Source organism: Mycobacterium sp. E342 (assembly GCF_001667665.1).
In the GTDB taxonomy this organism is placed as follows: Bacteria; Actinomycetota; Actinomycetes; order Mycobacteriales; family Mycobacteriaceae; genus Mycobacterium.
In genome coordinates this window covers 1-23,476 of the sequence record NZ_LZJM01000089.1, presented here as the reverse complement: position 1 = coordinate 23,476, position 23,476 = coordinate 1, and the positions used below count along the sequence as shown (strand labels likewise).

Annotated in this window: 24 protein-coding genes, 1 tRNA gene and 1 pseudogene; 9 read left to right on the top strand and 17 right to left on the bottom strand. The window is 64.7% G+C overall.

The window, feature by feature from the left end:
- Positions 1–32: 32 nt before the first annotated feature.
- The 5 genes from A5692_RS06015 to A5692_RS05995 all read right to left on the bottom strand — a co-directional run bounded on the left by A5692_RS06015 (position 33) and on the right by A5692_RS05995 (position 3,733).
- Positions 33–416, bottom strand: coding sequence for a YchJ family protein (locus tag A5692_RS06015; RefSeq protein WP_068053354.1), 384 nt, complete (start codon positions 414–416; stop codon positions 33–35).
- Positions 417–446: 30 nt separating this feature from the next.
- Positions 447–986: a hypothetical protein gene (locus A5692_RS06010; protein ID WP_068053406.1), complete on the bottom strand. Its 540-nt coding sequence runs from the start codon at positions 984–986 to the stop codon at positions 447–449.
- A gap of 78 nt (positions 987–1,064) precedes the next feature.
- On the bottom strand, positions 1,065–2,168 hold the full coding sequence (locus A5692_RS06005) for a cytochrome P450 (RefSeq protein ID WP_156765949.1): 1,104 nt from the start codon (positions 2,166–2,168) through the stop codon (positions 1,065–1,067).
- A 149-nt stretch (positions 2,169–2,317) separates the two neighbouring features.
- A complete protein-coding gene (locus tag A5692_RS06000; protein WP_068053350.1) occupies positions 2,318–2,926 on the bottom strand; it encodes an LGFP repeat-containing protein in 609 nt (202 codons plus the stop codon).
- A gap of 156 nt (positions 2,927–3,082) precedes the next feature.
- A complete protein-coding gene (locus tag A5692_RS05995; RefSeq protein ID WP_068053347.1) occupies positions 3,083–3,733 on the bottom strand; it encodes an HAD-IA family hydrolase in 651 nt (216 codons plus the stop codon).
- 221 nt (positions 3,734–3,954) lie between these two features.
- On the opposite strand from A5692_RS05995, the gene A5692_RS05990 reads away from it, so the two are divergent.
- On the top strand, positions 3,955–5,148 hold the full coding sequence (locus A5692_RS05990; RefSeq protein WP_197514372.1) for a bifunctional 2-polyprenyl-6-hydroxyphenol methylase/3-demethylubiquinol 3-O-methyltransferase UbiG: 1,194 nt from the start codon (positions 3,955–3,957) through the stop codon (positions 5,146–5,148).
- A gap of 285 nt (positions 5,149–5,433) precedes the next feature.
- On the opposite strand, the gene A5692_RS05985 is transcribed toward A5692_RS05990, so the two are convergent.
- Positions 5,434–6,531, bottom strand: a complete 1,098-nt coding sequence (locus A5692_RS05985) for a cytochrome P450 (RefSeq protein WP_068053339.1) — start codon at positions 6,529–6,531, stop codon at positions 5,434–5,436.
- A 737-nt stretch (positions 6,532–7,268) separates the two neighbouring features.
- Between A5692_RS05985 and A5692_RS28895 the strand changes: the two genes are divergently transcribed.
- From A5692_RS28895 to A5692_RS28890, 3 genes are all read left to right on the top strand, one after another.
- Positions 7,269–7,940 (top strand): hypothetical protein, encoded by a 672-nt coding sequence (locus A5692_RS28895; RefSeq protein WP_156765948.1) that lies wholly within the window; start codon positions 7,269–7,271, stop codon positions 7,938–7,940.
- A 131-nt stretch (positions 7,941–8,071) separates the two neighbouring features.
- Positions 8,072–8,791 carry a hypothetical protein gene (locus A5692_RS05980; protein ID WP_156765947.1) on the top strand — a complete coding sequence of 240 codons (720 nt, stop codon included), beginning with the start codon at positions 8,072–8,074 and terminating at the stop codon, positions 8,789–8,791.
- A gap of 31 nt (positions 8,792–8,822) precedes the next feature.
- Positions 8,823–9,623, top strand: coding sequence for a hypothetical protein (locus A5692_RS28890; protein ID WP_156765946.1), 801 nt, complete (start codon positions 8,823–8,825; stop codon positions 9,621–9,623).
- A 2-nt stretch (positions 9,624–9,625) separates the two neighbouring features.
- Here the strand turns inward: A5692_RS28890 and A5692_RS05975 are convergent.
- The 3 genes and pseudogenes from A5692_RS05975 to A5692_RS28880 form a co-directional block, all read right to left on the bottom strand.
- Positions 9,626–9,937, bottom strand: a pseudogene (locus tag A5692_RS05975) (tyrosine-type recombinase/integrase); the annotation flags it as partial.
- A gap of 48 nt (positions 9,938–9,985) precedes the next feature.
- Complete coding sequence (locus A5692_RS28885) at positions 9,986–10,291, bottom strand: hypothetical protein (RefSeq protein ID WP_156765945.1); 306 nt, start codon at positions 10,289–10,291, stop codon at positions 9,986–9,988.
- A gap of 15 nt (positions 10,292–10,306) precedes the next feature.
- Positions 10,307–10,444 carry a hypothetical protein gene (locus A5692_RS28880; RefSeq protein ID WP_156765944.1) on the bottom strand — a complete coding sequence of 46 codons (138 nt, stop codon included), beginning with the start codon at positions 10,442–10,444 and terminating at the stop codon, positions 10,307–10,309.
- A 374-nt stretch (positions 10,445–10,818) separates the two neighbouring features.
- Here A5692_RS28880 and A5692_RS05970 point away from each other — a divergent pair, with 374 nt between their 5' ends.
- Positions 10,819–12,180 (top strand): VWA domain-containing protein, encoded by a 1,362-nt coding sequence (locus A5692_RS05970; RefSeq protein WP_068053329.1) that lies wholly within the window; start codon positions 10,819–10,821, stop codon positions 12,178–12,180.
- Between the two features lie 140 nt (positions 12,181–12,320).
- On the opposite strand, the gene A5692_RS05965 is transcribed toward A5692_RS05970, so the two are convergent.
- Positions 12,321–12,394: transfer RNA gene (locus A5692_RS05965), tRNA-Ile, on the bottom strand.
- 208 nt (positions 12,395–12,602) lie between these two features.
- Here A5692_RS05965 and A5692_RS05960 point away from each other — a divergent pair.
- The gene (locus A5692_RS05960; RefSeq protein ID WP_068053403.1) at positions 12,603–13,859 is read left to right on the top strand and encodes a DUF4010 domain-containing protein; all 1,257 of its coding nucleotides are present in this window, start codon (positions 12,603–12,605) and stop codon (positions 13,857–13,859) included.
- 13 nt (positions 13,860–13,872) lie between these two features.
- Here the strand turns inward: A5692_RS05960 and A5692_RS05955 are convergent, their stop codons facing one another.
- The 5 genes from A5692_RS05955 to A5692_RS05935 form a co-directional block, all read right to left on the bottom strand.
- A complete protein-coding gene (locus A5692_RS05955; RefSeq protein WP_369830265.1) occupies positions 13,873–14,229 on the bottom strand; it encodes a hypothetical protein in 357 nt (118 codons plus the stop codon).
- Positions 14,230–14,573: 344 nt separating this feature from the next.
- Positions 14,574–14,996: a hypothetical protein gene (locus A5692_RS05950; RefSeq protein ID WP_231984208.1), complete on the bottom strand. Its 423-nt coding sequence runs from the start codon at positions 14,994–14,996 to the stop codon at positions 14,574–14,576.
- A gap of 406 nt (positions 14,997–15,402) precedes the next feature.
- Positions 15,403–16,266, bottom strand: coding sequence for a carboxymuconolactone decarboxylase family protein (locus A5692_RS05945; protein WP_068053324.1), 864 nt, complete (start codon positions 16,264–16,266; stop codon positions 15,403–15,405).
- A 40-nt stretch (positions 16,267–16,306) separates the two neighbouring features.
- The gene (locus tag A5692_RS05940; protein ID WP_068053320.1) at positions 16,307–17,680 is read right to left on the bottom strand and encodes a TldD/PmbA family protein; all 1,374 of its coding nucleotides are present in this window, start codon (positions 17,678–17,680) and stop codon (positions 16,307–16,309) included.
- Positions 17,677–19,206: a TldD/PmbA family protein gene (locus A5692_RS05935; RefSeq protein ID WP_068053397.1), complete on the bottom strand. Its 1,530-nt coding sequence runs from the start codon at positions 19,204–19,206 to the stop codon at positions 17,677–17,679. The genes A5692_RS05940 and A5692_RS05935 overlap by 4 nt, the downstream gene beginning before the upstream one ends.
- Positions 19,207–19,280: 74 nt before the next feature.
- On the opposite strand from A5692_RS05935, the gene A5692_RS05930 reads away from it, so the two are divergent.
- The 3 genes from A5692_RS05930 (at position 19,281) to A5692_RS05920 (ending at position 22,369) form a co-directional block, all read left to right on the top strand.
- A complete protein-coding gene (locus tag A5692_RS05930; protein ID WP_156765951.1) occupies positions 19,281–20,150 on the top strand; it encodes a carbohydrate ABC transporter permease in 870 nt (289 codons plus the stop codon).
- Positions 20,137–20,952 (top strand): carbohydrate ABC transporter permease, encoded by an 816-nt coding sequence (locus A5692_RS05925; RefSeq protein ID WP_068053314.1) that lies wholly within the window; start codon positions 20,137–20,139, stop codon positions 20,950–20,952. The genes A5692_RS05930 and A5692_RS05925 overlap by 14 nt, the downstream gene beginning before the upstream one ends.
- Before the next feature lie 79 nt (positions 20,953–21,031).
- A complete protein-coding gene (locus A5692_RS05920) occupies positions 21,032–22,369 on the top strand; it encodes a sugar ABC transporter substrate-binding protein (RefSeq protein WP_068053394.1) in 1,338 nt (445 codons plus the stop codon).
- Here A5692_RS05920 and A5692_RS05915 read toward each other — a convergent pair.
- Together A5692_RS05915 and A5692_RS05910 are read right to left on the bottom strand one after the other, a co-directional pair.
- The gene (locus tag A5692_RS05915) at positions 22,366–23,244 is read right to left on the bottom strand and encodes a universal stress protein (protein WP_068053311.1); all 879 of its coding nucleotides are present in this window, start codon (positions 23,242–23,244) and stop codon (positions 22,366–22,368) included. The genes A5692_RS05920 and A5692_RS05915 overlap by 4 nt on opposite strands.
- Positions 23,241–23,476, bottom strand: a 236-nt coding sequence (locus tag A5692_RS05910; protein ID WP_304528603.1) for an amino acid permease C-terminal domain-containing protein, incomplete at its 5' end; no start/stop codon positions are given. The genes A5692_RS05910 and A5692_RS05915, both read right to left, overlap by 4 nt.

The window sequence follows — 23,476 nt, the reverse complement described above, 5'->3', positions numbered from 1 at the left end:
CGCTAGGCCAAAGCGATCGGGATGAGGAAAACTCATTCCGCGGCGGCGGCGTCGAGGTAGAACCACCGGCCGGCGCGGCGCTCGAAACGACTGCGCTCGTGCAGGCTTCCCGCACGGCCCGCGGACTCGAACCGGGCCGTGAACTCCACCTCACCGAAATCGTCGTCCGGCCCGCCCTCGCGCAGTTCGATCACGTTCAGGCCGGTCCACCTGATACGCGGGTCGATCGTCACGTCGGCCGGGCGGGTGCGCGGGTGCCATGTGCGGAACAGATAGTCGGCGTGACCGTAGGCGAACGCCGAGTAGCGCGATCGCATCAGTTCCTCAGCCGAACCGGCTTGCGACTCGCCATCGTGAAGCGGTCCGCAACACGCGCGATAGGTGGCACCGCTGCCGCAGGGACACGGTTCGTTCACGCCAACAGCTTGTCAGATACCTGTGGGTTGCTAGGTGTGGACTTTCCAGCCCGCCAGCGGGGTGGGCGCGGCCGGAGCGTTGGGGTCGAGGAATTCGACGTAAACGTCGCCCTGGGCGACGCTGGCGTCGTAGGCGAGAAATCCGTGAGCGGTCTGGCCGTTGGCGACGCTTCCCGAGCGCAGGGGCGGCGTCTTGTTGATCTTCTGGTAGTCAATCGCGGATGAGGCGCCTTGGACGTCCCGGTACGGGTCTTGCCGCCACGGGGACGACGCGGCTGTCACTGAGGTCTGGCTGTAACTGAAGGGTGTATCGGATTTGCCGACGATGGTGAACTCGATGACGTTGCAGCCCCCGCCGCTGAGGGAGCAGCCGGATGAGACCCAGCTCGCGTTGTTGAGGGTGACGTCCGCGGTCGCGGTGTTGTACTCCGTGACGTGGATCGTGGTGCCGGCTTTCCCGGTCGGAAACGGCGACTGCTGGGGTGTCGGATCAGCGGCGCCGAGGGGCGCCGTCACGCAAGCGGTTGCCGCAAGCAATGCCGCGACCGCTGCGCTCGCAGGAGTCGATATGGCCACCCGCAGACGATAGCGCGTCGATCGAATGGACCACTCGACCGAGGAACCAGTGGGCACGTCGTCCGTGCGTGGTCACGGCTCGGGTCGCCACCTGAGCGGCACCTGACTCGGGAACCAGCCCTCGAAAATCTCATTAGGCGCCGGGCTGTAGGGCTTGGGATGCCACGCCTTGGGAACATCGCCACCATCTGAGTCGAACCAGAAAAACGGGACCTCGGCGAGCCAGACCTCGAAGAACATCCCCAGCAGGTCCCGGGCCAGGTGCGACGCCGGACACCGGTGCGGGCCTCCGCCGAAACTCCAATGCCGTTGCGGGCCATTCAGTTTGATGTTGTGCCCGGACATGTCGTCAGCCTCGTCGCGATGAACCAGTCCGACACACAGATGGACGGGCGATCCGGCCGGGATGGTCGTTTCTCCGATTGTCACGCTCCGAGTCGTTCTTCGTGAAACAGTCTTCGCCCCGCCATCCAGCCGCAGCAGCTCCTCGATAAACCTGCGTTGCCGGTCTGGGTTTTCGCGTAGCTCCCGCTGCAGCATCGGCCTCCGCGCCAGCACCGCCAGACCGGCCTTGATAGCGAACGACGTGAATACCAGACCGCGGAGCACCGCGCCAATGATGCCCAGTACTTCTTCGTCGGTGAGCGGTTCGGTGGCGAGGCGGCTGATCACGTCGGGGCCGCCGAGCGGTGCTCGACGGATCGTCCCGACGAGCTTGGGGTTGACAGCGTCGATAGGGGTGTCCGTCGGCAGCCCACAGACCGTGACGAATGCTGCGCGCCACACCACCTCGGCGACGCCCGCCCCGTCGCAGCGGTCTAGTTTCGTCGCCACGGCGTCGACGCATTTTTCGATGATCCCGCGCACGGGACTCAGCATTTCGCGCGAATTGACCGGATTGAACAACAGGTCGACCATGATTTCCCGGTACGGCCCGAACGGCGGGTTGCCGGGCATCAGTTCGCCTTGGCGGCTGGCGAAGAGGTCCCCATCACGGACCGCGGCGAGGACGTCGTCGCGCCGCCACAGCACGTAGGTGCCGTCCGGTTCCTGCAGCACTCGTCGACCCGCGCGCTGGGCGGCGGCCAGCCACTCTCGATAACCCGCGGCCGCCTCTTCGTCGGACCGCATGGCGTCCTCGACGGCGGAGGCCGCCTCGCCACCGGACCCGGTCACCGCGCACCACCTTTCACATCGCCGCGTCAGCGCCGCCACCTGCGACGTCGAAGGCGTCAGTCTATCGCCGGGAATGCTGGCAGCGCCCCCGCGCGGAACTCAGGTGTGGACCTTCCAGCCCGCGAGCGGGGTGGGCGACGAATTCGGGGCTACAGCCCCGAAGGTACGACCTTGCCGTTGACCGTTACCTGGACCTGGTCGGTCTTCGGGTTGTACGTGATTTGGCCGTGTTCGAAGTTGGACACGAGCGCATCGCCGACGGTGTTGGCGTCGCTGGTCGGGAAGCCCAGCGGGCCCGCCGACCCGTTCTCACCGGTGATCGCGGGTACGCCGGACGGGTCGCGTGGAACGTTCCAGGCCTCCCGGATCTTGCCCAGCGTGATGCAGGCGGGCGTGCCGGCATCGCCGTTCTTCGCGGTGATCACGCCGCCTTGAAACTGCTGGAACACCAGCCCGCTCGGTCGGGTGCCCGCGTTGTGGTCACCCGTCAGGGGCTTGCCGAGAGCGTCCTTCTGACTCTGGGTTGCCGACGCGTACTTCGCGGCGATCGGTCCGGTCAGCGTCACCTCCACCCCGCGCTCCCCGGCGAGCTTCACTTCGGTGGGCGGCGCGGGCGATTGAGGTGTCGAGGTAGCGCTGACCCCGCCCCGCTGCGACGCCGACGGGCTCGCGCTTTTGGTATCGGTGCAGCCCACGGCGATCAGCGCGACGGCGGCCAGGCCAACGACTCCCGCGCGGCGGTATGCGATCGTTCTCATCGGCGTCCTCTCGCGTCATGTAGTGGCGCAGTCGGCCACGGTCGTTATGGCTGCGAACGAAGTTACAGCGCGGGCACGGCGAGCATTCCGTGGGCGGCGCACACACCGGTAGTGGGGCGAGCCATCGGAGAAAAGGCCGGCAGAGTTCGTACCGCTTCAGTTGATCAGCAGGGCGACACCGGTATCGGTGACCTCGACGTCAACGCAGGAGAGATCGCCCACGACGACGTCGGCGTCTGCCAGTTCGGTCGCGCGGTGCGTGGTGGTGACGGCAAGCACCTGCGCCCCCGCGGCCCGCCCAGCGCCGACTCCCGCGGGCGCGTCCTCCACGACCACGCACTCGCGGGCGTCGAGGCCCAGCGCGGCAGCCGCTTTGAGGTAGCTCTCGGGGTTGGGCTTGCCGTCCGCGACATCCTCGGCACCGATCAGCAGCTTCGGAGCGGGGAGCCGCGCCGCTGCCAGTCGGGCGGCCATCAACGAGCGCGGCCCCGAAGTGACTGCGGCCCAGTGACCATGCGGGAGGGCATCAAGCAGTCGGCGTGCGCCCGGTAGCGCCACGACGCCGTCGAGATCGGCCAACTCTTGCAGAGCGAGCAGCCGGGCCGTCGCAGCGACGCGGTCGTGTGGTGCGACGAACTGCGCGACGGTGTCCTCGGTCCGCCTGCCATGACACACCTTGAGCACCTCCTGGTAGTCGACGCCGTACTCGTCGGCCCAGGTGCCCCAGGGCCGTTCGACGGTGGCGGTCGAGTCGACCAGGGTGCCGTCGATGTCGAACAAGATCCTCTTGCCACGCAGCACCGCCATAGGCCGCACTCTAACGGGGGCTGCGCCCGCGCACTGGTGGGATGTGTCTCTGCCCACATTTACCCCGTGGAATGCACTGGCTCACAGGGCACTTCACTGAGCTGCCGCGTCGGCGCCGGAGGCCCGGTTTGGGCGGGAGCGCTACGCGTCCGCGATCGTTTGCCCTCACGACGCTTTTCGACAGTGTCCGACGCGCCGGGGTCGAGGCTGCAGGTTCGTCAGTGGTCAGAACCGCACGTCACACGGGCTTTCGCTCGGCGGCCGACGTGACGCGACACGGCCGCGCCCTTGAGCTGGCCGTCTTTGCCTTACGCGGGTTGAACATCGATGTAAAGGCGAATCGGAGCAATTTAACGGCGCTTTCGCCAAATATCCCTACTCGCAATGCACTGATACCATGCGTTCAGTCAATTGCTTTGGCCTCCGCCTGCCGCTACCCAACGACGCCGCGCCAGGCGTTTGAAGCGTGCGTGACGGAAGGATTGTTGGTGCCGACAGCCACCACACGAGCTCAATACGAGTTTATTTACGGGATTTTGCAGCACGAAACCACCGCCCTGAACTTTACATTGTCGGTGTTGGAACACAGTTACAAATTTCATTTTCCGGATTATTCCGGCGACGTGCGAGCGACCCTGGAAGACGTAAGCAAGTACTTGCTGGCGGCCGATAATGGGCGTGAACTCTACCAAGCTGCCCAAGAGGTGCACACCCGATTCTTCACCTCCGAGGGGGACGGGTCGTGGTTCAGCGAGGGCTACTCGGCGTATAAGTCACAGCGGAAGCCGGTGCAGGACTTCAAGAATTTCGCGGATGCCATCAGCGGAAGCACGGTGCTCGATTTTGGCAGCGGCCGCGGTCATTTAGCTGCGCTGATCGCACGCGCCGGCTACGACTGCTACACCACGGACGTCATGGACTACCGCGGCGCCGACGCTGCACATCTGCCGTTTCGGCAGATGGCTTCGCCCGTCGACGTCCCCTACGCGGACGACATGTTCGACAGTGCGATCGTCAAGACCGTCCTGCATCACGTGGACGAACCCGACTTGATTCCGTTGCTGAAGAATTTGCGACGTGTCGCACGGCGGTTGATCATCGAGGAAGACACCTACGCCGTCCCCGCGGCCCCGCCTGGGGTTGCCGCGGGACAAATTGAGCTGACCGAATTCACCAAGCTGGACGAAAACGATCAATTTCGCGCGCTCGTGCTCATCGATTTCTTTGGCAACGCCGTCGCCCAGGGTCTTGTCGATATGAATTTCGGGTGTCAATTCAAGCGTGTCGACGAATGGCACTCAATATTCAAGAGCCTGGGTCTTCGAGTCGTCGATACCGACGTCGTGGGCTTCCGCCCGGGCAATATTCACAAAGCCTGTCAGGTTCGCTTCGTGGTTGATCGCGAGGAGTTTTAAGCCGGTCGTTCAAGCCCAGGTTGATCGGGAAATGTGGAACTGGTGCGCTAGGCGGAATCCACCCCGTCGCCGCAGGATCGGCACGACCTGATCGATGAACGTCGTAAGCTCCTGCGGCAGCGTCGATCCCAGGACGGTGAGCCCGTCGACTGCGCCTGCGTCCTGCCCACGCGATCACATGATCGGCCAGCTTCTCCGGCATGCGGCTCAATGCGGCGCAGTCCGAAGACGCCACCCACGAGCGTTGCCGTTGCCGGCGCACCGGCAATTCGGCGCCTTCGCTTCTCACGTCGGCCACTGCAAGGGCATGGCGGTCGGGCCGAGTCGGGTGCTGTCATCGCCGACGTTCAACTCGACGTGGCCCGGCGCCACGGTGAATCCGGGGATACGACGCACGAACTCGGCGACGAGGACGCTCAGCTGTACTCGGGCAACGTGCATTCCGAGACATCGCCGCGACCCGGATCCGAATGAGTAGTACGGGCGGCCGTGGACTTTGTCGTCGCTGTAGGTTATGAGGTAACCGCCGTCCAAATTCAACGTGCGCAATGAGAGTTCCAGTTCGGTTAGCGGCGGCACCTTTACCCCAGCGATGGTGATCTCCTCCAGGGTGACGCGCGGGCAATAGCCGATCGGAGAGTAAAGGCGCAGCACCTCGTTGATAAACGTTCCGATTTGATCGGGGTGGCGGATGAGGAGTGCCCGTAACTGCGGGTCGGTGGCCAGCTCGAACAGGGCAAAACCGATTCCCGCGGTCGTCGTCTCGATCGCCGCACCGAACAGGAGCAAGCCAAAGCTCAGTATTTCCACTTCCTCGAATTCACCGCGGAGGGCGGCAATGATCCCCGGCGGCCTGGCTGTGGAAATTGCTTGGCTGACGTATTCGATCAGGTCGGCATGGAAGGGCGCGCTCCTAGGGAATTCCGCTTGCCGCGCCAGTAAATACAGCAGCCTCTCAAGACTGCCCGCCGGCAATCCGAGCAGCGTCAGCAATGTTTGGGCTGCCAGCCGGCGGCCGATCTCGCCGACGGCCTCGCACTGGCCCTTCTCGGCCACCGCGTCGACGAGCGCCACGGCGTGCTCCTGGATGGATGGCATGAGCCACGCCAAAGCTCGTGGCCTGAAGAGCGGGTCCAGGAGCGCCCGGTACCTGGCGTGTTGGGCGGGTGCCGCGCCGGTGGGCACCCAGGGGTGAGCGTCGTCGTGGCCCCGCATCGGATGGGTGAGTCTGGTCGTGTCGTGCAGAAGCGCCACGATCTCCTCGGGTCGCGTCGGGCAGATCGTGCCGCGGCGGGAAACGACCAGCGGGCCGGTTAGCCGCGCCTCGATCTGCTCGATGCGCTCATGAGCCCGGCTCAACTGCCATATGAGCCGTGTGGTCATGTTGCGTCTCCGTTGCGCCGCAACGTAGTTCGGTTGCAGACTCTCGCCGAGCGCGTCGCCTGCTGCGCGACCTTAGCCTTCGCGTGCGCCGCGGCGCGGGCCTGATGAGGCGATAGAAATCCTCCGGACATGTCGCCGTCGACCTCTCGGCCGTTGTCGGACCTTCGGGTAGAGGTCCGGAACTATCAAGCTTAACGGCTGGTGAACCGCCCGGTGGGTCCGGAGACTCCGGAAATGCCGGAGCGATCAGCCGCGCTCAACTTCCTCATCTGCGGAGTGTCGAGGATCAGCCGAAGTAACTGTCAGGCATCAGCCGAAACACCGTGAGGCGTCAGCCGAGACGAGATGCCAGCCATCAGCCGACGTCCCGGGAACAGAGTGGGGCGGGCGGGGCTCGAACCCGCGACCAACGGATTATGAGTCGCTCGGTCTAGCGGGATAGCAAACCCGATTGGATCGCTCGGCGGTCTAATTTCGGCTCTAATACCCTAGTCAGCATGCCTTTCGGATTTGAAAACGGCCCCTTACTCGCAAGCTTGGCGAACGCCGCTGGCTGACAAGTTGGCGCAGGCGTGACGACAAAACACCGACAAAACGGCACACAGGGGGTTGCTGGCACCCAGGGCGGACAACGTGGACCAAACCAACGGAGCACCCTGGGCCAACGCCAGCGCTACATTTTTGACCGATTGGAGCTATCCGTGTAGCTTGTAGTACGAGATACGCAGGAGGCCGGTATGCCGGAGGAAGATACAGGGGTCACATCTGAGGCGAACGTTGTCGAGGAAGACGACATCCAGTCCGATATGTTTCAAGTCTCGGTGAAGGGCACCGGTGTCGAACTGACGAGGACTGTCGACCAGACCACCGCACTAAGTGTCATCGCAACTGTTCTGGGTGGTGGCGCCACACCACCCACGGCCGTAGTCGCTCCGCGGGTGCCAACGGCAGCTCCCGTAAGTAGCCATCGCGCTACCCGAGACGAGCCTGCAGCGAGCACGGACGGCCTCGACCACATGACCATTGGTGAATACATTGACGATTGCGGCGCCCAACCATTCCCTGCCAAGATCACTGCGATCGGTCGTTTCCTTGAACTGAAGCTCGGACAGACCTCGTTCACTAAAGAAGAAGTCAGGAGTCAGTTCCGTCCAGCTGGAGAAGCCCAGCCCGCAAACTTCCATCGTGACTTCGGTGAAGCGATCGCGCAGCGTTGGATCGCGGAGGAGCCGAACGAAAAGGGCCAGTATTTCGTCACGAAGACTGGCAAAGCCGCTATCGCTGCCAAGTTCGACAAGTCAACCCGTAGGGCGGCACCAGCACGACGCAAAAGGGCCACGGGCAAATCTGACAACCGGGATTCCAGCTCGGCCGACAACAGCGACCTTCAGGAACTGGATGACGAGTGAGCAAACCTCCGATCAAGTCTGTCGCTGTAAGGGTCCAGCTTCTAGGCACCGCGGATCAGACACTCGCCCTAGCTCGTATAGTCGAGGCGCGAAGCAATGGCGGTATTGTTCGCCCACGGGACGTGGCCGCGATGTTCGAGAATCTGGGGTTGCCCGGTCCGTCGAAAATCGCAAACGCCTTCGCATCGTTGTCCAAGGCCGGACTCATCACCAAGGCGGGCGGCCAAGGGCTATATCGCATTACACCGCTAGGCCGACACCATTCGAATAGCGTTGTCACCGAGTCCGAACTTCACGAACTGCTGGCAGAAACGCAGAGCTACGGCGGTGCGCTGCTTGGAGCGGTCGTGCACACGCTGGTGCCACCGACCCTAGCGCCCCCTGCGATTGTCGCTCCTGTTACACAGTTCACCGAGACGTATCCGTTTGACCTAAATGTATTCGGCATGACGAGGTTTCCCGACGATTCTGGCGGTGACCCCGTAGACGCTGCGCTGTCCGCCGCACGCACCGAAGTTGAGCGGCACGGCCTTAACTTCCATCTGGCTTCCGACCGCGCCATGTCTGACGACCTGTGGACCAACGTGGCAGCACACATGTGGGCCAGCCGGTATGGAGTTGCTTTCTTCGAGGACAGACGCGGACGCGGGTTGAACTACAACCTCACCATCGAAGTCGGGAGCATGATCATGACGGGACGCAGATGCCTACTCCTCAAAGATAATTCGATCAAGTCGATGCCAACCGACCTTGTCGGCATGATCTACAAGCCCGTCGACCTCGATGAGACCGATACGGTGACAAACGCGGTAAATGACTGGGTCACAAACGATCTGAACCTGTCGGCGTAGTCAGTCCAACCTTACTGCGGAGGAGGATCCAATGGACATCGCGAAGATAGCCGGGCTCGTCCTGACGACTGTGGGTCTCATCGCCGGATTTCTCTATTTCAGAGCGGGCAGGCAACGCAAGAAGATTCTGTTCGATACGCGATCCCTCAAACTTATAACCGCCGAGTTAAACGATGAACAAAACAAGCTCGAGATCGTATACGGCCATCGGCGCCTTGATCAACCGTACGCGGTCGACGTTGAACTTACCAACATTGGACACAGCGACATCGGGGCCAAGGACTTCGATGGTGACGGTGCGTTGCAGATTTCTATTGGCGCGGAAATCATTTCACGAATGCAGCTTGAAACATCCAATATTACAAAGCTCAACTTCGATGAGACCGAGCAATCGATAAACGTAAAACCGGCCAAATTTGGGCGAAATCAAGTCCACCGCGCCCGAATCTTGGTCGATGGGAAGCCCGAGGTTACTATAGGTGAGCAGCATCCACTGCTGAATACAGATATAATTACGACCGCAGGGCTTCTGGCTCGCTATCGTCCTCGTGGCAGACAACTATTTCGCACATTCGCTGCATCAGGATTCATTGCAGTTATCTGCTCTCTTGGCACGGAAATCTGGCAAAATGGGTGGAAGGCAACCATTCTCGAAGGAACATCGTTCAATGTTTGGAACATATGGGAAAGCCAATCCAAAGTACCCCATTGGGTAGGGTGGTTGTTGATAGTCCTGATTGCTGTCGCGGCAGTTTCGGGTATCGCTTCACTGTATTTGTACACACGCATATGGGGGCTGGAACAACGGGCTGAATTCATCGAATCTGACTAGCCTCAACCCCTCGCCCGTTCAATCGGCACAACCTTTGCTTTCTCGGTGTTTTCTGCGACTGGCCGCGCGAACGCCGGTGCCGCCGTCCCGTCCTCGCGGATGTAGTCCGCGTAGGTGGTCAAGGTCAGTACGAAACTGGAATGCCCCAGCCACTTGGACACCTGCATGTAGTGCTCGCCCGCACTTAAAGCCAGCGTGGCGAAGGTGTGCCGCAGGTCGTGGAACCTAACGCTACCGAGGCCTAAGGCCTTGCAGGCGGGCTGGAAGTAGTTGTGGTACAGGTTGTCCACCACAATCGGCTTGGCCCAATCGAAGTCCTCCACCTCTACGGTCTGCTTGCCGGGCGAAGTGCCCCGTAGGTCTTAATCCTTAGCCTGCGGGGCACTTTCGGGCTGTGGCCAGTTGCGCAGGCGATGCAAGCTTGCGCGTACAACGTTCCTAAACAGCGAATGTTCTTCGACATCCACAGGGTCATCATCCTCAACGTAGATCGTGAGGTTGAAGTAACGTACGGTGGTTGTCTCACGCTCTGCGAGCGTTCGACGCTTGTACGGCCCACCTTTTAGCACCAGTTCCCGTGACGCGTCGAGGTTGTCGATTACCCGCACGCGGTCTCCCTCGGCAACAAGCTGCGCTGCGATGGCCCGCAGCGATTCAACCCGATTCATTCTGCATCCCTGGGGCTACGTGTTGACATACTCGTCAACGAGTGTCAGGGAGTTGGGGTTGAAGCCTTCCTCGTCTTGTGTCGTGTCCCAAAGGATCACACCTTTTGCTTCAAGCCACACGATGAAATGGGCTAGGCGATCTTCAAGTTTCACTCTGCATCCTCGGCGTAGATGGCATATGCGCGTGTTTTCTCCTTGTGTTCCTATGCCGCCCACCTTGAGCGGTCGCGGCCGAGACTATCCCTAAAAATTGCCCGGCGCAATGAAACCTGTTGCAGTGCAAGTAAATTAGTCCGGCAGTTTCTTTGCTGTTGGCTCCTGCATGCGTGTACTAGCTACCAGAAACGCCGGGGCCTGCGGAAACGGGTTTTGCAGCGGTCCATATGCATGGTCGCGCATGTTAGCCACGCGGACCGAAAAATTCTGGCGTGTCGGTACGTGCATTGCGGCCGACCGTGTGCGATTCTGTTCGGCTGCCCAGGAGAAGGGAGCCACAGACGATGTGACAGCACGGGAAAGGAATCGACGTGGAGGACGAGGAACAGGAAGAGGTAGAGCGGATACAGGTCTGGGTCAGCCGGCTGCAAGCTTTTGCGGAGTCGCTGGACGACCTTGAGGGCACCACACCCACCGACTTCTGCGAAAACGCAATCAACGCATGGCAGAACACCGTCATGTCGGATAGCCCGCCGCCAGCCAGTCCCGCGATGCTTGTCATCATCCAGGTCATGGGTGCGATGACACAGATTATGAAGAATGTGGCGCTGGATTGGGTGGACACCGCAGACGTTCGGGACCGGTTGACCCGCGACAGCACCCAGCAGCTTTTGAACGATGCACTGGCGGTCATCGTGTCCGATAGCAACCGTTGGCTTTCCGAGGGGTTGCCGTCGGCGGATGCCGTTCAGGGACGAATGTCCGCCGCCAGGGAAAACGTGCAGGCTGCGATCGGTGAACTCCAAGAGCGGGATGCCGAGTTGGAGCAGGCCGAGGCAGAGGCGGCCGCAGACCCATTCGGGGCGGTTCTTGGATATCGCGATGACAACCACCCCGATGTGGGTCTCATCTTGGACAAGGTGTGTTCGTTCAGCGAAGCCGAACACGCGCATTATCGCGATGCGCACGAACGGCTTCGGAAAATGCTGGACAGAGAGCTGTTGCGGCACATCTCCGATGAGAGCGATGCGGTGATCGACGCGGTGACGCGCATTTTTCAAGATCTGCAGGGCGACCGCATCTCACTCATGGACGAGGACGCGTGGGATGAGCGCAGGCGCAAGCTTCGCTCGGCGCTGATCTCTTTCACAACCGCGCTACAGATTCACGAGGACCAGACGATTCGCGCCGCTCGGGATGCCTTCGGCCGCAAGATGCCGAAAGAACAGGCGGTGCTGGCCTTGTTCAATGATTTGAAGACAACGTCGTTCGAGTACCGCTGGCTGGGAGAAATGCGTGATGCGCTGTTGCACGGCGACATCAACGCGTTCAAGTACGAGTTCGGCGCAAGCGTTCACAGCGAGCCCACGGTGAATGTGTACATGGATCGCAGGTACATGCTCGGATTCACTAAGGAGTCTAGGAACAAGCCGTGGGTGAAGCGGAGTGAGCTGCAACAGATGACTTCTGATCCCAGTGTGCTGGACATGATCAAGTCGCTTCAGCCTGAATTGGGCAAGTTGCAGGACAAGCTGGACGCAATCCTGTACCCGAACGTGACGGATGACGTCGCTACCGTGCGGGAACTGATCGGCCGATTCGAGGGCAGGCACGGCATGTACGCCCTACAAAACGGTCCCGGCTTCACTCGTCGCACCGGCATACCGCCGCTTCATCGCCTAGCACCGCGTGTGCTCACCTTCGCCGAGACCCACCAACAGGCGGATAGCTGACGGCGCGGCTGCGGACGAGCACCCCGTGCCCCGTTAAGTCACACGACTGACGACAAACCACCGACACAGGGGTCTGCACCGCCACATCAGCGACAGGGCACCGGGGCTAAAATAGCCCGTCTACCTGCGTAAATACCTTGTGGGGCGGGCGGGGCTCGAACCCGCGACCAACGGATTATGAGTCCGCGGCTCTAACCAACTGAGCTACCGCCCCTTTTACCAACCAGCTGCGAATGCGTTCTCCACCGTAACGGAACCCGCCGCGGTGTACCGCAGCCTTGCCCGGCCGGCCGCTGTCGCTCTCACCAGAAGCCTCTGCACGACTGTGAGATTAGCGCCCGCACTGTTCACGAGCGATGCGGTGGTGTGCGGGCTAAGTTGTCGACGGGTAACAAGGACGGGTCTGCTGAATAGGAGTCGTGGTGAGCTGGCAGCAAATCCAGCCGTTCCTGGTGGCGCTGGCCGTCGGGTTACTGCTCGGGCTGGAGCGAGAACGCAGTCACAACCGCAAGCTTCCCGCCGGGTCGCGTTCGTTCGCGCTCCTGTCACTGATCGGGGCCATCGCCGCGAGCTTCAATCAGTGGACCGTGCTGGGCGGTCTCGTCGGTATCGGGGCGCTGCTGGGGCTCGCCTACTTTCGCACCAGCACCAAAGACCCGGGAACCACCACACTGTTCGCCGCGCTCGTCGCCTACCTCCTCGGTGCGGTCGCCTACACCCGCCCGACGGTTGCCGTGGCCCTCGCCGTGGTCGTGGCGGGGCTGCTGGTGTCGAAGACCCGGCTGCATCGTTTCGCCCGCGAGATCGTCAGCGACGTCGAACTAGAGGACGCCATCAAGTTTTTCGTCGTGGCGTTCGTGATCCTGCCGCTGCTGCCCAATCGCCCACTCGGACCCTTCGGCGTGCTGAACCCGGAGAAGGTGTGGCTGCTGGTGGTGCTGCTGACCGGTATCGGCTGGCTGGGCTATATCGGCGTTCGAGCGCTCGGGCCCGAACGTGGCCTGCTGGTCACCGGTTTGGCCGGCGGGTTCGTCTCGGCCACCGCGACGACCGCGTCGATGGGCCGGCTCGCCCGAACCGCCCCAAGCTTGCGTGCGCCGTTGGCCAGCGCCCTGTTGGCCAGCCTCGCCACCTTCGTGCAGCTGCTCGTCGTGATCGGGCTCGTCGACGTCGACGTGCTGCGCCGCCTGTGGCCTCCGGTGGCCGCCGCGGCGCTCGTCCTCGTCGGCGTCGCCGCGTTCGTCTACCGCGGCGCCACCCGGGCCCCGCAACAGAAGTCGGAGCAGGGCGACGACACCGCAGCGACCAAGGAAACCCGGCCTTTCACCTTGCGGCCCGCCCTCGTCCTGGCCGCGGTATTGACCTTCGCCCTGCTCGTCGGCCGGTGGGGCGCCGACGAGCTCGGCCCGCAGGGGCTGGTGCTGGCCACGTTCGCCGCCGGTCTCGCCGACGCCCACGCCGGCGCGGTGGCCGCCGCCAGCCTGGCGGCCAAGGGTGACGTCACTGTCGACACGGCCCTGGTCGCCATCGCCGCCGCGCTCGGCTCCAACCTGCTCGTCAAGACGGTGCTGGCCTTCACCGCGGGCGGCCGCCGGTTTGGGCTCGGGTTTCTCGCGGCCACGGCCGCGGCCGCCCTGGTATTCGGCGTCGCGTTGGCCGTGGCCGTGACCGCGGTATGAGCCGAAGCGGGCCTTACATGGGTGCGGGCTGCCCGGGCACCTGCCGTGCGGCTTGATCCTTGAGCCTCGGGATCAGATCCGGCGCGTAGACGTAGATCGCCGACTCGACCTCCCACTCGGCCTGCTTCTGGCTCATCGGCGTGGTGTTGGTGATCATGTTCACCAGCTCCTGAGCCTCGCCGAACGGGTTGGGGTTGGCCCGCACCTGACTGGCGAACCAACGCCCCTCGGCGGCCTCGCTGCAATCGTTGAAATCGGCGTTGTGCACCATCTTGTTCTGCGCCAGCAGCTTGATGTACTGGTCGTCGGCCGGGCTCATGTTGCACGACGCCGATGCGTGCGGCGCCGACAGCACAGCACCGCCGAACATCGCGGCTCCCAGCACGACACCGGCCGCCCCCGCGGCCAGCACTTGCGCGCGCGATCGTGAAGTCGTCACTTTCCCAGACCCCCTTCTGTGGAATTTGCTACTTATCTCATTCGCGCTGCCCATCGATTACCACCGACGACGACCGCGGCAAACGACCCGCCAGTCGAATAATGGATGAACAATCGTTTGCAAATCCGCAAGCGCCCGTTGCATATTCGGACGACAGGCAGCACTTGATGGATGCACTGCCCGTTTCATGGGCAACCATGGGCTTAGCCGACCCCCCAGCGTCGGCGCCCCAATTATCGGTTAGCTGGCACCGCTAACCGAAACCAGTCGACTCCCTACTCGGCCGGCCAGTTGAAGTGCGCGGCCTGATCCTTGATCTTCGGGATCATGTCCGGCGCGTAAACGTAGATCGCCGACTCGACCTCCCACTCGGCCTGCTTCTGGTCCATCGACGTCGTGTTGGTGATCATGTTGACCAGCTCCTGGGCCTCCCCGAACGGGTTGGGGTGGTTCCGTACCTGGTCGGCGAACCAACGCCCCTCGGCGGCCTCGGTGCAGTCGCTGAAATCGGCGTTGTGCACCATCTTGTTCTGCGCGAGCAAGTTGATGTACTGGTCGTCCTTCGGGCTCAGAGTGCAATTCGCCGAAGCCTGCGGCGCGGACAGCACGGCGCCGCCGAGCATCGAGGCCCCCAGCGCAACGCCGGCGGCCCAGACCGATGACACTCGCATGCGCGAGCGCGAACGGGTGGTTGTCATCTCCGGACCTCCCTCTGGCCGGGAGCGAATGCTCTCCGGCGCAATCCAAGCTTTGGTGTGGCGACAATTAGCCGAGACGGCGGTTCGGGCCACGGCTAACAGTCGCGGGTTCGACTGTCTCTAACTCAGGCGGCGCTGCCATCTGAGGATCACCGTCACGCATCAGTTTCGGTGCCGAGATATGAATTTAGCCAGTACCGGCGGCCCGAGCGACGAACTTTTGTTTGCGTGATCGTGTACGGATGGTTAACATTTCCTACTTCGTCCCAGGGCGAACGACCGTCGCCGGACCCACGGCCAGCACGGCGGCCGTTGCCAAGACGGCGGGCGGGTGTCCGGGAGTTGACCAGCGGAAAGTCGGCGCGCGCCGGGCCGTCGGCGGCGCTCCACACGCCGATGCAATCAGTCAGCTGAACACGGTCTGGCCGCCGGCATCCAGCAGATACCGCTCGGTACCCTGCTCGACGCGCGGGGCGTCGGCCCCGAGCGCAACCGCGACCTTGTTGCTTGCGTTCCGCATGATGTCAAAGGTGAGCTCCACGGCCTCGGCGTCCGAGAACCGGGAGCGCACCTCGGCGACATCGTCGGCGGCGAGGTGCGCAGGGGTCCAAATTAACGCATCGACGTAGCGCAGCGCTGCTTTGACGCGGTCGTCGAGCAGACGCGAGGCTTCGAAGCGGCCGATCTCGTCGTACAGCGTCTCCGAACCGCCGGCATCGAGCGCCGTGGCCTCGCGCAGCGACTTGCACAACCGGCAGTTGTGCTGAGCCGCCCCGCGCAGCCGGACCAGCTCGGAGGTGAGCGGATCGAGGCCGCGCATCCGGGCCACCACGGGCAAGAAGTCGTTGAACACCAGATTCGCCGGGTTCGTCGTGTGATCCCACGAGACGCCGTTCACCCAGCCCATGTACTCCGAACCGACGCCGAGCGCCTCCAGCCCGGCGCGCACCCGCGGGACGAAGTCGGCGACATACATCGAGACCACCACGCCAAAGGCACCATCTCCCAAGTGCTTGACCAACCGGGCCCGATGGCCCTCGGTGATCGCGGAGACGTCGGCGCTGAACTGCTCGGCGAAATCGGCGACGACGGCTTCGGCCTCCGATTCGGGCGCGCCGACGTCGACGGGGCTCGGTAGCGGTGGCAGCGACAGCGTCTCGGCGCACACCCGCCGAACCAGGGCCGCGACCCGAGCGTCCGCCGGGGCGCCCGGGGACAGGGCCACCAACCGCGTCAGCTGATCTTCTCGAACCGAAACCGGAGCCGCCATTCGTCACACGCTAGAACGCGGCCGGCGCAGCGGCAATCGCCTATTGAGCCTGGCTGACCGACGACATGTAGAAGTCCGGTATCCGCAGCGACGGCATAGCCGCCCGGGTGGCCCAGTCCGCCCACTCCCGGGGCAGGGTCTTCTCGCTCACCCCGGCCTCGGTGGCCCGCCGCAGCAGGTCCAGCGGGCTCTCATTGAAGCGGAAGTTGTTGACCGCGGCCGTCACCTCGCCGTCCTCGATGAGGTAGACACCGTCGCGGGTCAACCCGGTGAGCAACAGCGTGGTCGGGTCGACCTCGCGGATGTACCACAGCGTGGTCAGCAGCAGGCCGCGTTCGGTGGCCGCGATCATGTCGGCAAGCTCGGCCGATCCGCCGGTCATCACCAGGTTGTCGGCGGCGACGGCGACGTCGGCATCGAATTTGGCGGCCGTCGCACGCGGGTAGGCCAGCGCGTTGATCACCCCGTTGCGGATCCAGTCCACCTGGCCGATCTCCATGCCGTTGTCGAACACCGACATCGTCTCCGACGAGCTGCTCACCGCGACGAACGGCGTGCACGCCAGGCCCGGCGCCATCGGGTCGGAAAACAGGGTCAGCGGCAGCTCGGTGAGCCGCTCCCCCACGCGCGTCCCGCCGCCGGGGGCCGAGAAAGCGGTGCGGCCTTCCCGCGCGCCCCGGCCGGCCATCGACCAGGCCATGTACAGCATCATGTCGGCGACCGCGGAGGGCGGCATGATCGTCTCGTAGCGTCCCGCGGGCAGCTCCACGCTGCGCTCGGCCCACCCGAGCCGCATCGCCAACTCCTCGAGCAACGAATCCATTGGCACGTCGACGAAGTCGGGTGTGCCGATACCGGCCCAGGCGCTCGCGTCACCGCGCTTGCCGTTGATCTCCACCGCCCCGGCCGGCTGCGTGTAGCGTCGGCGCACCCCCGTCGACGACGCCAGAAACGTCGTCGAAACGCTATGGTGCGCAAAGCCGTACAGACGATCGGTGCCGCGGAAGCCGCGGCTCAGGGAATCGGCGACGTCGGCGAACACCAAGGGGCCGGTGCCGGGCGCCGGCGCGTCCCAATCCACGGGCACCCCGGTGTCGGCCAGCAGCGGCGCGGCGTCACCGGCCTCGGGCGCCGAGCGGGCCGCCTCCTGGGACGCCGCCACCAACTCGGGGATCACCCGCGGGTCCACCTCGGCCGAGACCATGGTGCCGATGCGTGCGCTGGACCCTTCGCGGACGATGGAGATCACCGTGATATTGCGGTTGACCGAAACCCCGTTGGTGGTCATGGAATTGCCGGCCCACCGCAGCGTCGCCTCGACCTTGTCGGTGACGAGCACCATGGTCTCGCTGGCGCCACCGAGCTTGGCGGCCTCTTCCAAGACGAGGTTGACGACGTGCTGCGCGGTGATCATCGGCCGCCCTCGGTTCGGGTGTTGAGCACGTTCACGCCCCGGAACAACGCCGAGGGACAACCGTGGCTGACCGGGGCGACCTGGCCGGGCTGGGCCTTGCCGCAGTTGAAGGCGCCGCCCAGCCGCCACGTCGACGGGCCGCCCACGGCCTCCATCGAATTCCAGAACTCGGTAGTGGTGGCCTGGTAGGCGACGTCTCGCAATTGGCCGTCCAGCCGGCCGTCGCGGATGCGGAAGAACCGTTGACCGGTGAACTGAAAATTGTAGCGCTGCATGTCGATCGACCACGATTTGTCACCGATGATGTAGATGCCGTCCTGGACGCGTCCGATCAGGTCCGCGGTGCTGACGTCCTCGCGGGCGGGCTGCAGCGACACGTTGGCCATCCGCTGAATCGGCACGTGATGCGGGGAGTCGGCATACGAGCACCCGTTGGACCGCGGCTGCGACTGACCCTGTCCGAGCCTCAGCGCGAACACCCGGTCGAGCTGGTAGCCGACAAAGATGCCGTCGCGCACCAGATCCCAGGTCTGCGCCGCCACCCCTTCGTCGTCGTAGCCGACGGTGGCCAGCCCGTGGTCGACGGTGCGGTCGGCGGTCACGTTCATCACCGACGAGCCGTACCGCATGCTGCCGAGTTTGTCCGGCGTGGCGAACGACGTTCCGGCGTAGGCGGCCTCGTAGCCGATGGCGCGGTCGTATTCGGTTGCGTGGCCGATGGATTCGTGAATCGTGAGCCACAGGTTGGTGGGGTCGATCACCAGGTCCGTGCGGCCCGCGGTGACGCTGGGCGCCTTGACCTTTTCGGCCAGCAGCGACGGCAGCTGTGCGAGCTCGTCGGTCCAGTTCCACACGTCGTCGCCGGCCAGCACCTCCCAGCCGCGTCCCATCGGTGGCGCCAGCGTGCGCATCGAGTCGAAACTGCCCGCGGCGGGGTCGACGGTCACCGCCTCCAGCGACGGCTGCACCCGGACCCGCTGTTGGGTGATCGACGACCCGAAGGTGTCGGCGTAGAACGTCTGCTCCTTGACGGCCGTGAGAACCGCCGACACGTGGTCGACGCCGTCGGCGCTGAGCAGCCGGCCGGAGTATTCCTCGAGCACGCCGATCTTGTCGGTCGCCGGGATGCTGAACGGGTCAATCCGATAATCCGAAACCCAGGTGGCATCGGCATAGACCGGCTCGGGCGCCAATTCCACGCGCTCACTGTTCAGCGTCGCCAGGGTGGTGGCCACCTGCACGGCACGCCGCGCGGTCTCGGCAGCCACCGAGGGCGCCAGCTCCGCGTGTGAGGCGAATCCCCACGTGCCGTCGACGATCACCCGCACCGCCAGCCCCACCTCGCGATTGACCACCGCCGTCTCCAGTTCGCCGTCGCGCAACTGGATGATCTCGGTCAGGACGCGGTGAACTCGCAGGTCGGCGTAGCTGGCGCCGGCCGCGGTGGCCGCCGACAGCGCGGCGTCGGCCAGCTGGTGCCGTGGCAGGTTGAGGAAGTCGGCATCGATCCCCCGGTTCGGTGTCACGGGTCCACCGTAACGGCCGTTCACGCCAAACCCCGGCGCCGCCCGCTTTAATTACCTCCATGGCCAGCGGCGCCCTGCGGACACAGCCTCGCTCCACTGCGCTGGGCTACGCCCTGCTGGCGCCCAGCCTGTTCGGCGTCGTCGCCTTCTTGCTGCTGCCCATCCTGGTGGTGATCTGGCTGAGCCTCTACCGCTGGGACCTGCTGGGCCCGCTGCGCTATGTGGGCCTGGCCAATTGGCGGTCGGTGCTCGCGGATCACGGCTTCGCCAACTCACTGATCGTGACGGCACTCTTCGTGGCGATCGTCGTTCCGGCCCAGACGGTGCTGGGCCTGGTCGCCGCGTCCATGCTGGCCCGCCGGCTTCCCGGCACGGGCCTGTTCCGCACTCTGTACGTGCTGCCGTGGATCTGCGCACCGCTGGCGATCGCGGTGCTGTGCCGGTGGATTCTGGCCCCGACGGACGGGGCGGTGAGCGCCCTGTTGGGGCACAGCATCGAATGGCTGTCGGACCCCACCTTCGCGCTGCCGCTCGTCTCCGCCGTGGTCGTGTGGACCAACGTCGGATACGTCTCGCTGTCGTTCCTGGCCGGCCTGCTGGCGATCCCCGAGGACGTGCAGGCCGCCGCGCGCACCGATGGCGCCAACGCGTGGCAACGGTTCTGGCGCATCACCCTGCCGATGCTGCGGCCGACGACGTTCTTCGTCCTGGTGACCGGGATCGTCAGCACCGCACAGGTTTTCGACATGGTCTACGCGTTGACCGGCGGCGGCCCCGGAGTAAGCACCGACCTGGTGGCCCACCGCATCTACGCGGAGGCCTTCGGCTCGGCGGCCATCGGGCGCGCGTCGGTGATGGCGGTGGTGTTGTTCGTCATCCTGATCGGCGTCACCATCGTGCAGCATCTCTACTTCCGCCGGCGGATCAGCTATGACCTCACCTAGCCGGCTCATCGTCTACGCGGGACTCGTCCTGGGTGCGGTGATCACGTTGGTGCCCTTCGCCCTTGGCTTATTGACCTCGTTCACCTCGGCGCACCAGTTCGCCACGGGTACGCCCCTGCAGCTGCCCCGCCCGTTCACGCTGGCCAACTACGCCGACCTCGGCGGGGCCGGATTCGGCCGGGCGGCGGCGGTGACCGCCTTGATGACGGCCGTGATCCTGGTGGGCCAGTTGACCTTTTCGGTGCTGGCCGCATACGCGTTCGCGCGGTTGGACTTCCCCGGACGCGACGCGCTGTTCTGGGTCTACATCGCCACCTTGATGGTGCCGGGCACGGTCACGGTGGTGCCGATGTATCTCATGATGGCCCAGCTCGGCCTGCGCAACACGTTCTGGGCGCTGGTGCTGCCGTTCATGTTCGGCTCGCCGTATGCGATCTTCCTGCTGCGCGAGCACTTTCGCATCATCCCGAACGACTTGATCAACGCCGCCCACCTGGACGGGGCCAACACCCTGGACGTGATCGTGCACGTGGTGATCCCGTCCAGCCGGCCGGTGCTGGCGGCCTTGACGCTGATCACGGTGGTCTCGCAGTGGAACAACTTCATGTGGCCGTTGGTGATCACCAGCGGGCACAAGTGGCGGGTGCTCACGGTGGCGACGGCCGATCTGCAGTCGCGGTTCAACTCGCAGTGGACGTTGGTGATGGCGGCGACGACCGTGGCGATCGTCCCGCTGATCGCGCTTTTCGTGGTCTTCCAGCGTCACATCGTCGCGTCGATCGTCGTCTCGGGGCTCAAGTGAGCCGCTCACGCGCCGAGAGTGCGGTCACGGCTCCGATTCCGGGCGCTCCACGACCATCACGGCAATCTCGGTGCATGCCATGACCCGGCCCCGCGTTTCGACGCTGATGGCTTTGGCGCTCGCGCTGGTCGCGGTCCTGTTGGGCGCGACCGCGGTGCTGCTCGACTACTCCGGCCAGCCGGCCGGCGGCAAGACCGTCGTGACGGTGCGGGTCTGGGGCGAACAGATCGCCGCGGCCTACCGGCAGTCGTTCGAGGCGTTCAACCGCACGCATCCCGATATCGCGGTGCACACCAGCGTGGTCGCGTATCCGACCTACTTCGACACGCTGCGCACCGATGTCGCCGGTGGCAGCGCCGACGACATCTTCTGGCTCTCCAACGCCTACCTGGCCGCCTACGCCGACAGCGGCCGGTTGATGGACATCGGCGCGACCCTCGGGCCGGGCTCCGCCTCGGCGTGGGACTCGGCGGTCGTCGACCAGTTCACCCGCGGGGGCGCGCTGTGGGGGGTGCCGCAGCTGACCGACGCGGGGATCGCGCTGTATTACAACGCCGACCTGCTCGCCGCGGCCGGCGTCCAACCCGCCCAGCTGAACGGCTTGCGCTGGGGCACCGGCGGTGACGACACGCTGCGCGCGATGCTGGCCCGGCTCACCGTCGACGCCGATGGACGTCGCGGCGACACCGCGGGTTTCGACGCCGGGCGGGTTCGTCAGTGGGGCTACAACGCCGCCAATGACCCGCAGGGGATCTACCTCAATTACATCGGCTCGGCCGGTGGTGTCTTCCAGCGCGGCGACCAGTTCGCGTTCGACAATCCCGGGGCGGTGCAGGCCTTCCGTTATCTGGTCGGCCTCATCAACGACGACCACGTCGCGCCGCCCGCCTCGGACACCAACGGCAACGGCGACTTCTCCCGCAACCAGTTCCTGGCCGGCAGGATGGCGCTCTTCCAGTCCGGCACCTACAACCTGGCGCCGGTGGCCCGCGATGCCCGCTTTCACTGGGGGGTGACGATGATGCCGGTGGGCCCGGCCGGCCGGGTGAGTGTCACCAACGGCATTGCAGCGGCGGGCAATTCCGCGACGAAGCATCCCGGCGCAGTGCGCCAGGTTTTGGCCTGGATGGGCAGCAAACAGGGCAACGAGTTCTTGGGCTGCCAGGGAGCGGCGATCCCGGCGGTCCTGTCGGCCCAGCCGGTCTACTTCGACTACTGGTCGGCCCGGGGCGTGGACGTCACACCCTTTTTCAGCGTGCTCAACGGCCCGCGCATCGCGGCGCCGGGGGGCGCCGGCTTTCCGGCCGGCAACGACGCCCTGCAGCCCTACTTCGATGAGATGTTCCTGGGCCGTGGCGATGTCGCGGCGACGCTGAAACGGGCGCAAGCGGCCGCCAACGCCGCGGCGCAGCGTTAGCCGGGCAGCACCAGCACCGGCACCGGGCTCTCGCGGATGATTTTGGTGCTGCGCGAACCGAGGAAGACGCGGCGGATGTCGCCGCGCGGCCGGGTGCCCAGCGCCAGGATCTCGCCCTCCTGCCAATCCGCCTTCGCCAGCGCCTCTTTCCAGCTGCGGCCGGTTACCACCTGCAAGGCGACGTCGTCGCTGACGATCTCGTCCGTCTTGAGCTCCTGGAGGATGCCTCGCACTTGTGACGCCCAGGCCTGCAGCACCTGATCCTCGACCTCGAGCCCCACCTCCGGTGGATACATCGTCTTCCCGCGGACCGCGAACGTGATGACCCGTACCGGCACACCGAATCGCTGCCCGAATTCGAAGCAGCGCTTCACCACATCGATCGAGTCGGGAGTGGCCGAGTAGGCGCAGGTGATGCGGGTCAACTTGCCTTGGTGCGAACGGTATTCGCGCGGGCTGATGGCCACCGGCACGGTCGAGGCGTGCAGCAGCCAGTCGGCGGTGGAACCGATCAGCACTTGACCCCGGCCGCCGCTGGGCAACGAGCCCAGCACCAGCACGTCGGCGTCGACCTCCTGGATGACCTCGAGGAGCCCACCTGACACCGATCCGTGCGCGCGGTGCACGTAGTTGACCTCGATCCCGTCGGCCACCGTGGCCATGATCCCGGCGGCCTCGTTCGCCGACTCCGCGGCCAGGGCGTCGGCCCACAGCTCGAACTCGGCGTCGACACGGGCGCGCGACGGCGTCAGCCACGGCTTGGGCACGATGGTCGCAATGGTCAGCGAGGTGCCGCGGGTGCGCGCGATGCGTACCCCCAGGTGCAGTCCCGAGAGCCCGACCTTGCCGGCCCGGTACCCGACGACGACGGTCACAGCGCGTCCCGCTGCAGCGATTCGCTGTTGAGCGCGCTGTGATGGCGGCCCCACACGAAGTAGAAGATTAGCGCGAGCGCGAGCCAGCCGCTGAACGCGATCCAGGTGTACCAGTGCAAGCTGACGAGGATGTATCCGCACGCGAACACCGAAAGGACCGGCGTCACGGGATAACCCGGAACCTTGAAGCCCCGTGGCAGGTCGGGCTCGCGCACCCGCAGGATGATCACTC

Bases quoted from the DNA above. Each gene is read 5' to 3' on its own strand.
- A5692_RS06000 (WP_068053350.1), bottom strand. From the start codon at position 2,926: ATGAGAACGATCGCATACCGCCGCGCGGGAGTCGTTGGCCTGGCCGCC.
- A5692_RS05995 (WP_068053347.1), bottom strand. From the start codon at position 3,733: ATGGCGGTGCTGCGTGGCAAGAGGATCTTGTTCGACATCGACGGCACC.
- A5692_RS05985 (WP_068053339.1), bottom strand. From the start codon at position 6,531: ATGACCACACGGCTCATATGGCAGTTGAGCCGGGCTCATGAGCGCATC.
- A5692_RS28895 (WP_156765948.1), top strand. From the start codon at position 7,269: ATGCCGGAGGAAGATACAGGGGTCACATCTGAGGCGAACGTTGTCGAG.
- A5692_RS05980 (WP_156765947.1), top strand. From the start codon at position 8,072: ATGTTCGAGAATCTGGGGTTGCCCGGTCCGTCGAAAATCGCAAACGCC.
- A5692_RS28890 (WP_156765946.1), top strand. From the start codon at position 8,823: ATGGACATCGCGAAGATAGCCGGGCTCGTCCTGACGACTGTGGGTCTC.
- A5692_RS28885 (WP_156765945.1), bottom strand. From the start codon at position 10,291: ATGAATCGGGTTGAATCGCTGCGGGCCATCGCAGCGCAGCTTGTTGCC.
- A5692_RS05955 (WP_369830265.1), bottom strand. From the start codon at position 14,229: ATGTTCGGCGGTGCTGTGCTGTCGGCGCCGCACGCATCGGCGTCGTGC.
- A5692_RS05950 (WP_231984208.1), bottom strand. From the start codon at position 14,996: ATGACAACCACCCGTTCGCGCTCGCGCATGCGAGTGTCATCGGTCTGG.
- A5692_RS05945 (WP_068053324.1), bottom strand. From the start codon at position 16,266: ATGGCGGCTCCGGTTTCGGTTCGAGAAGATCAGCTGACGCGGTTGGTG.
- A5692_RS05940 (WP_068053320.1), bottom strand. From the start codon at position 17,680: ATGATCACCGCGCAGCACGTCGTCAACCTCGTCTTGGAAGAGGCCGCC.
- A5692_RS05925 (WP_068053314.1), top strand. From the start codon at position 20,137: ATGACCTCACCTAGCCGGCTCATCGTCTACGCGGGACTCGTCCTGGGT.
- A5692_RS05920 (WP_068053394.1), top strand. From the start codon at position 21,032: ATGACCCGGCCCCGCGTTTCGACGCTGATGGCTTTGGCGCTCGCGCTG.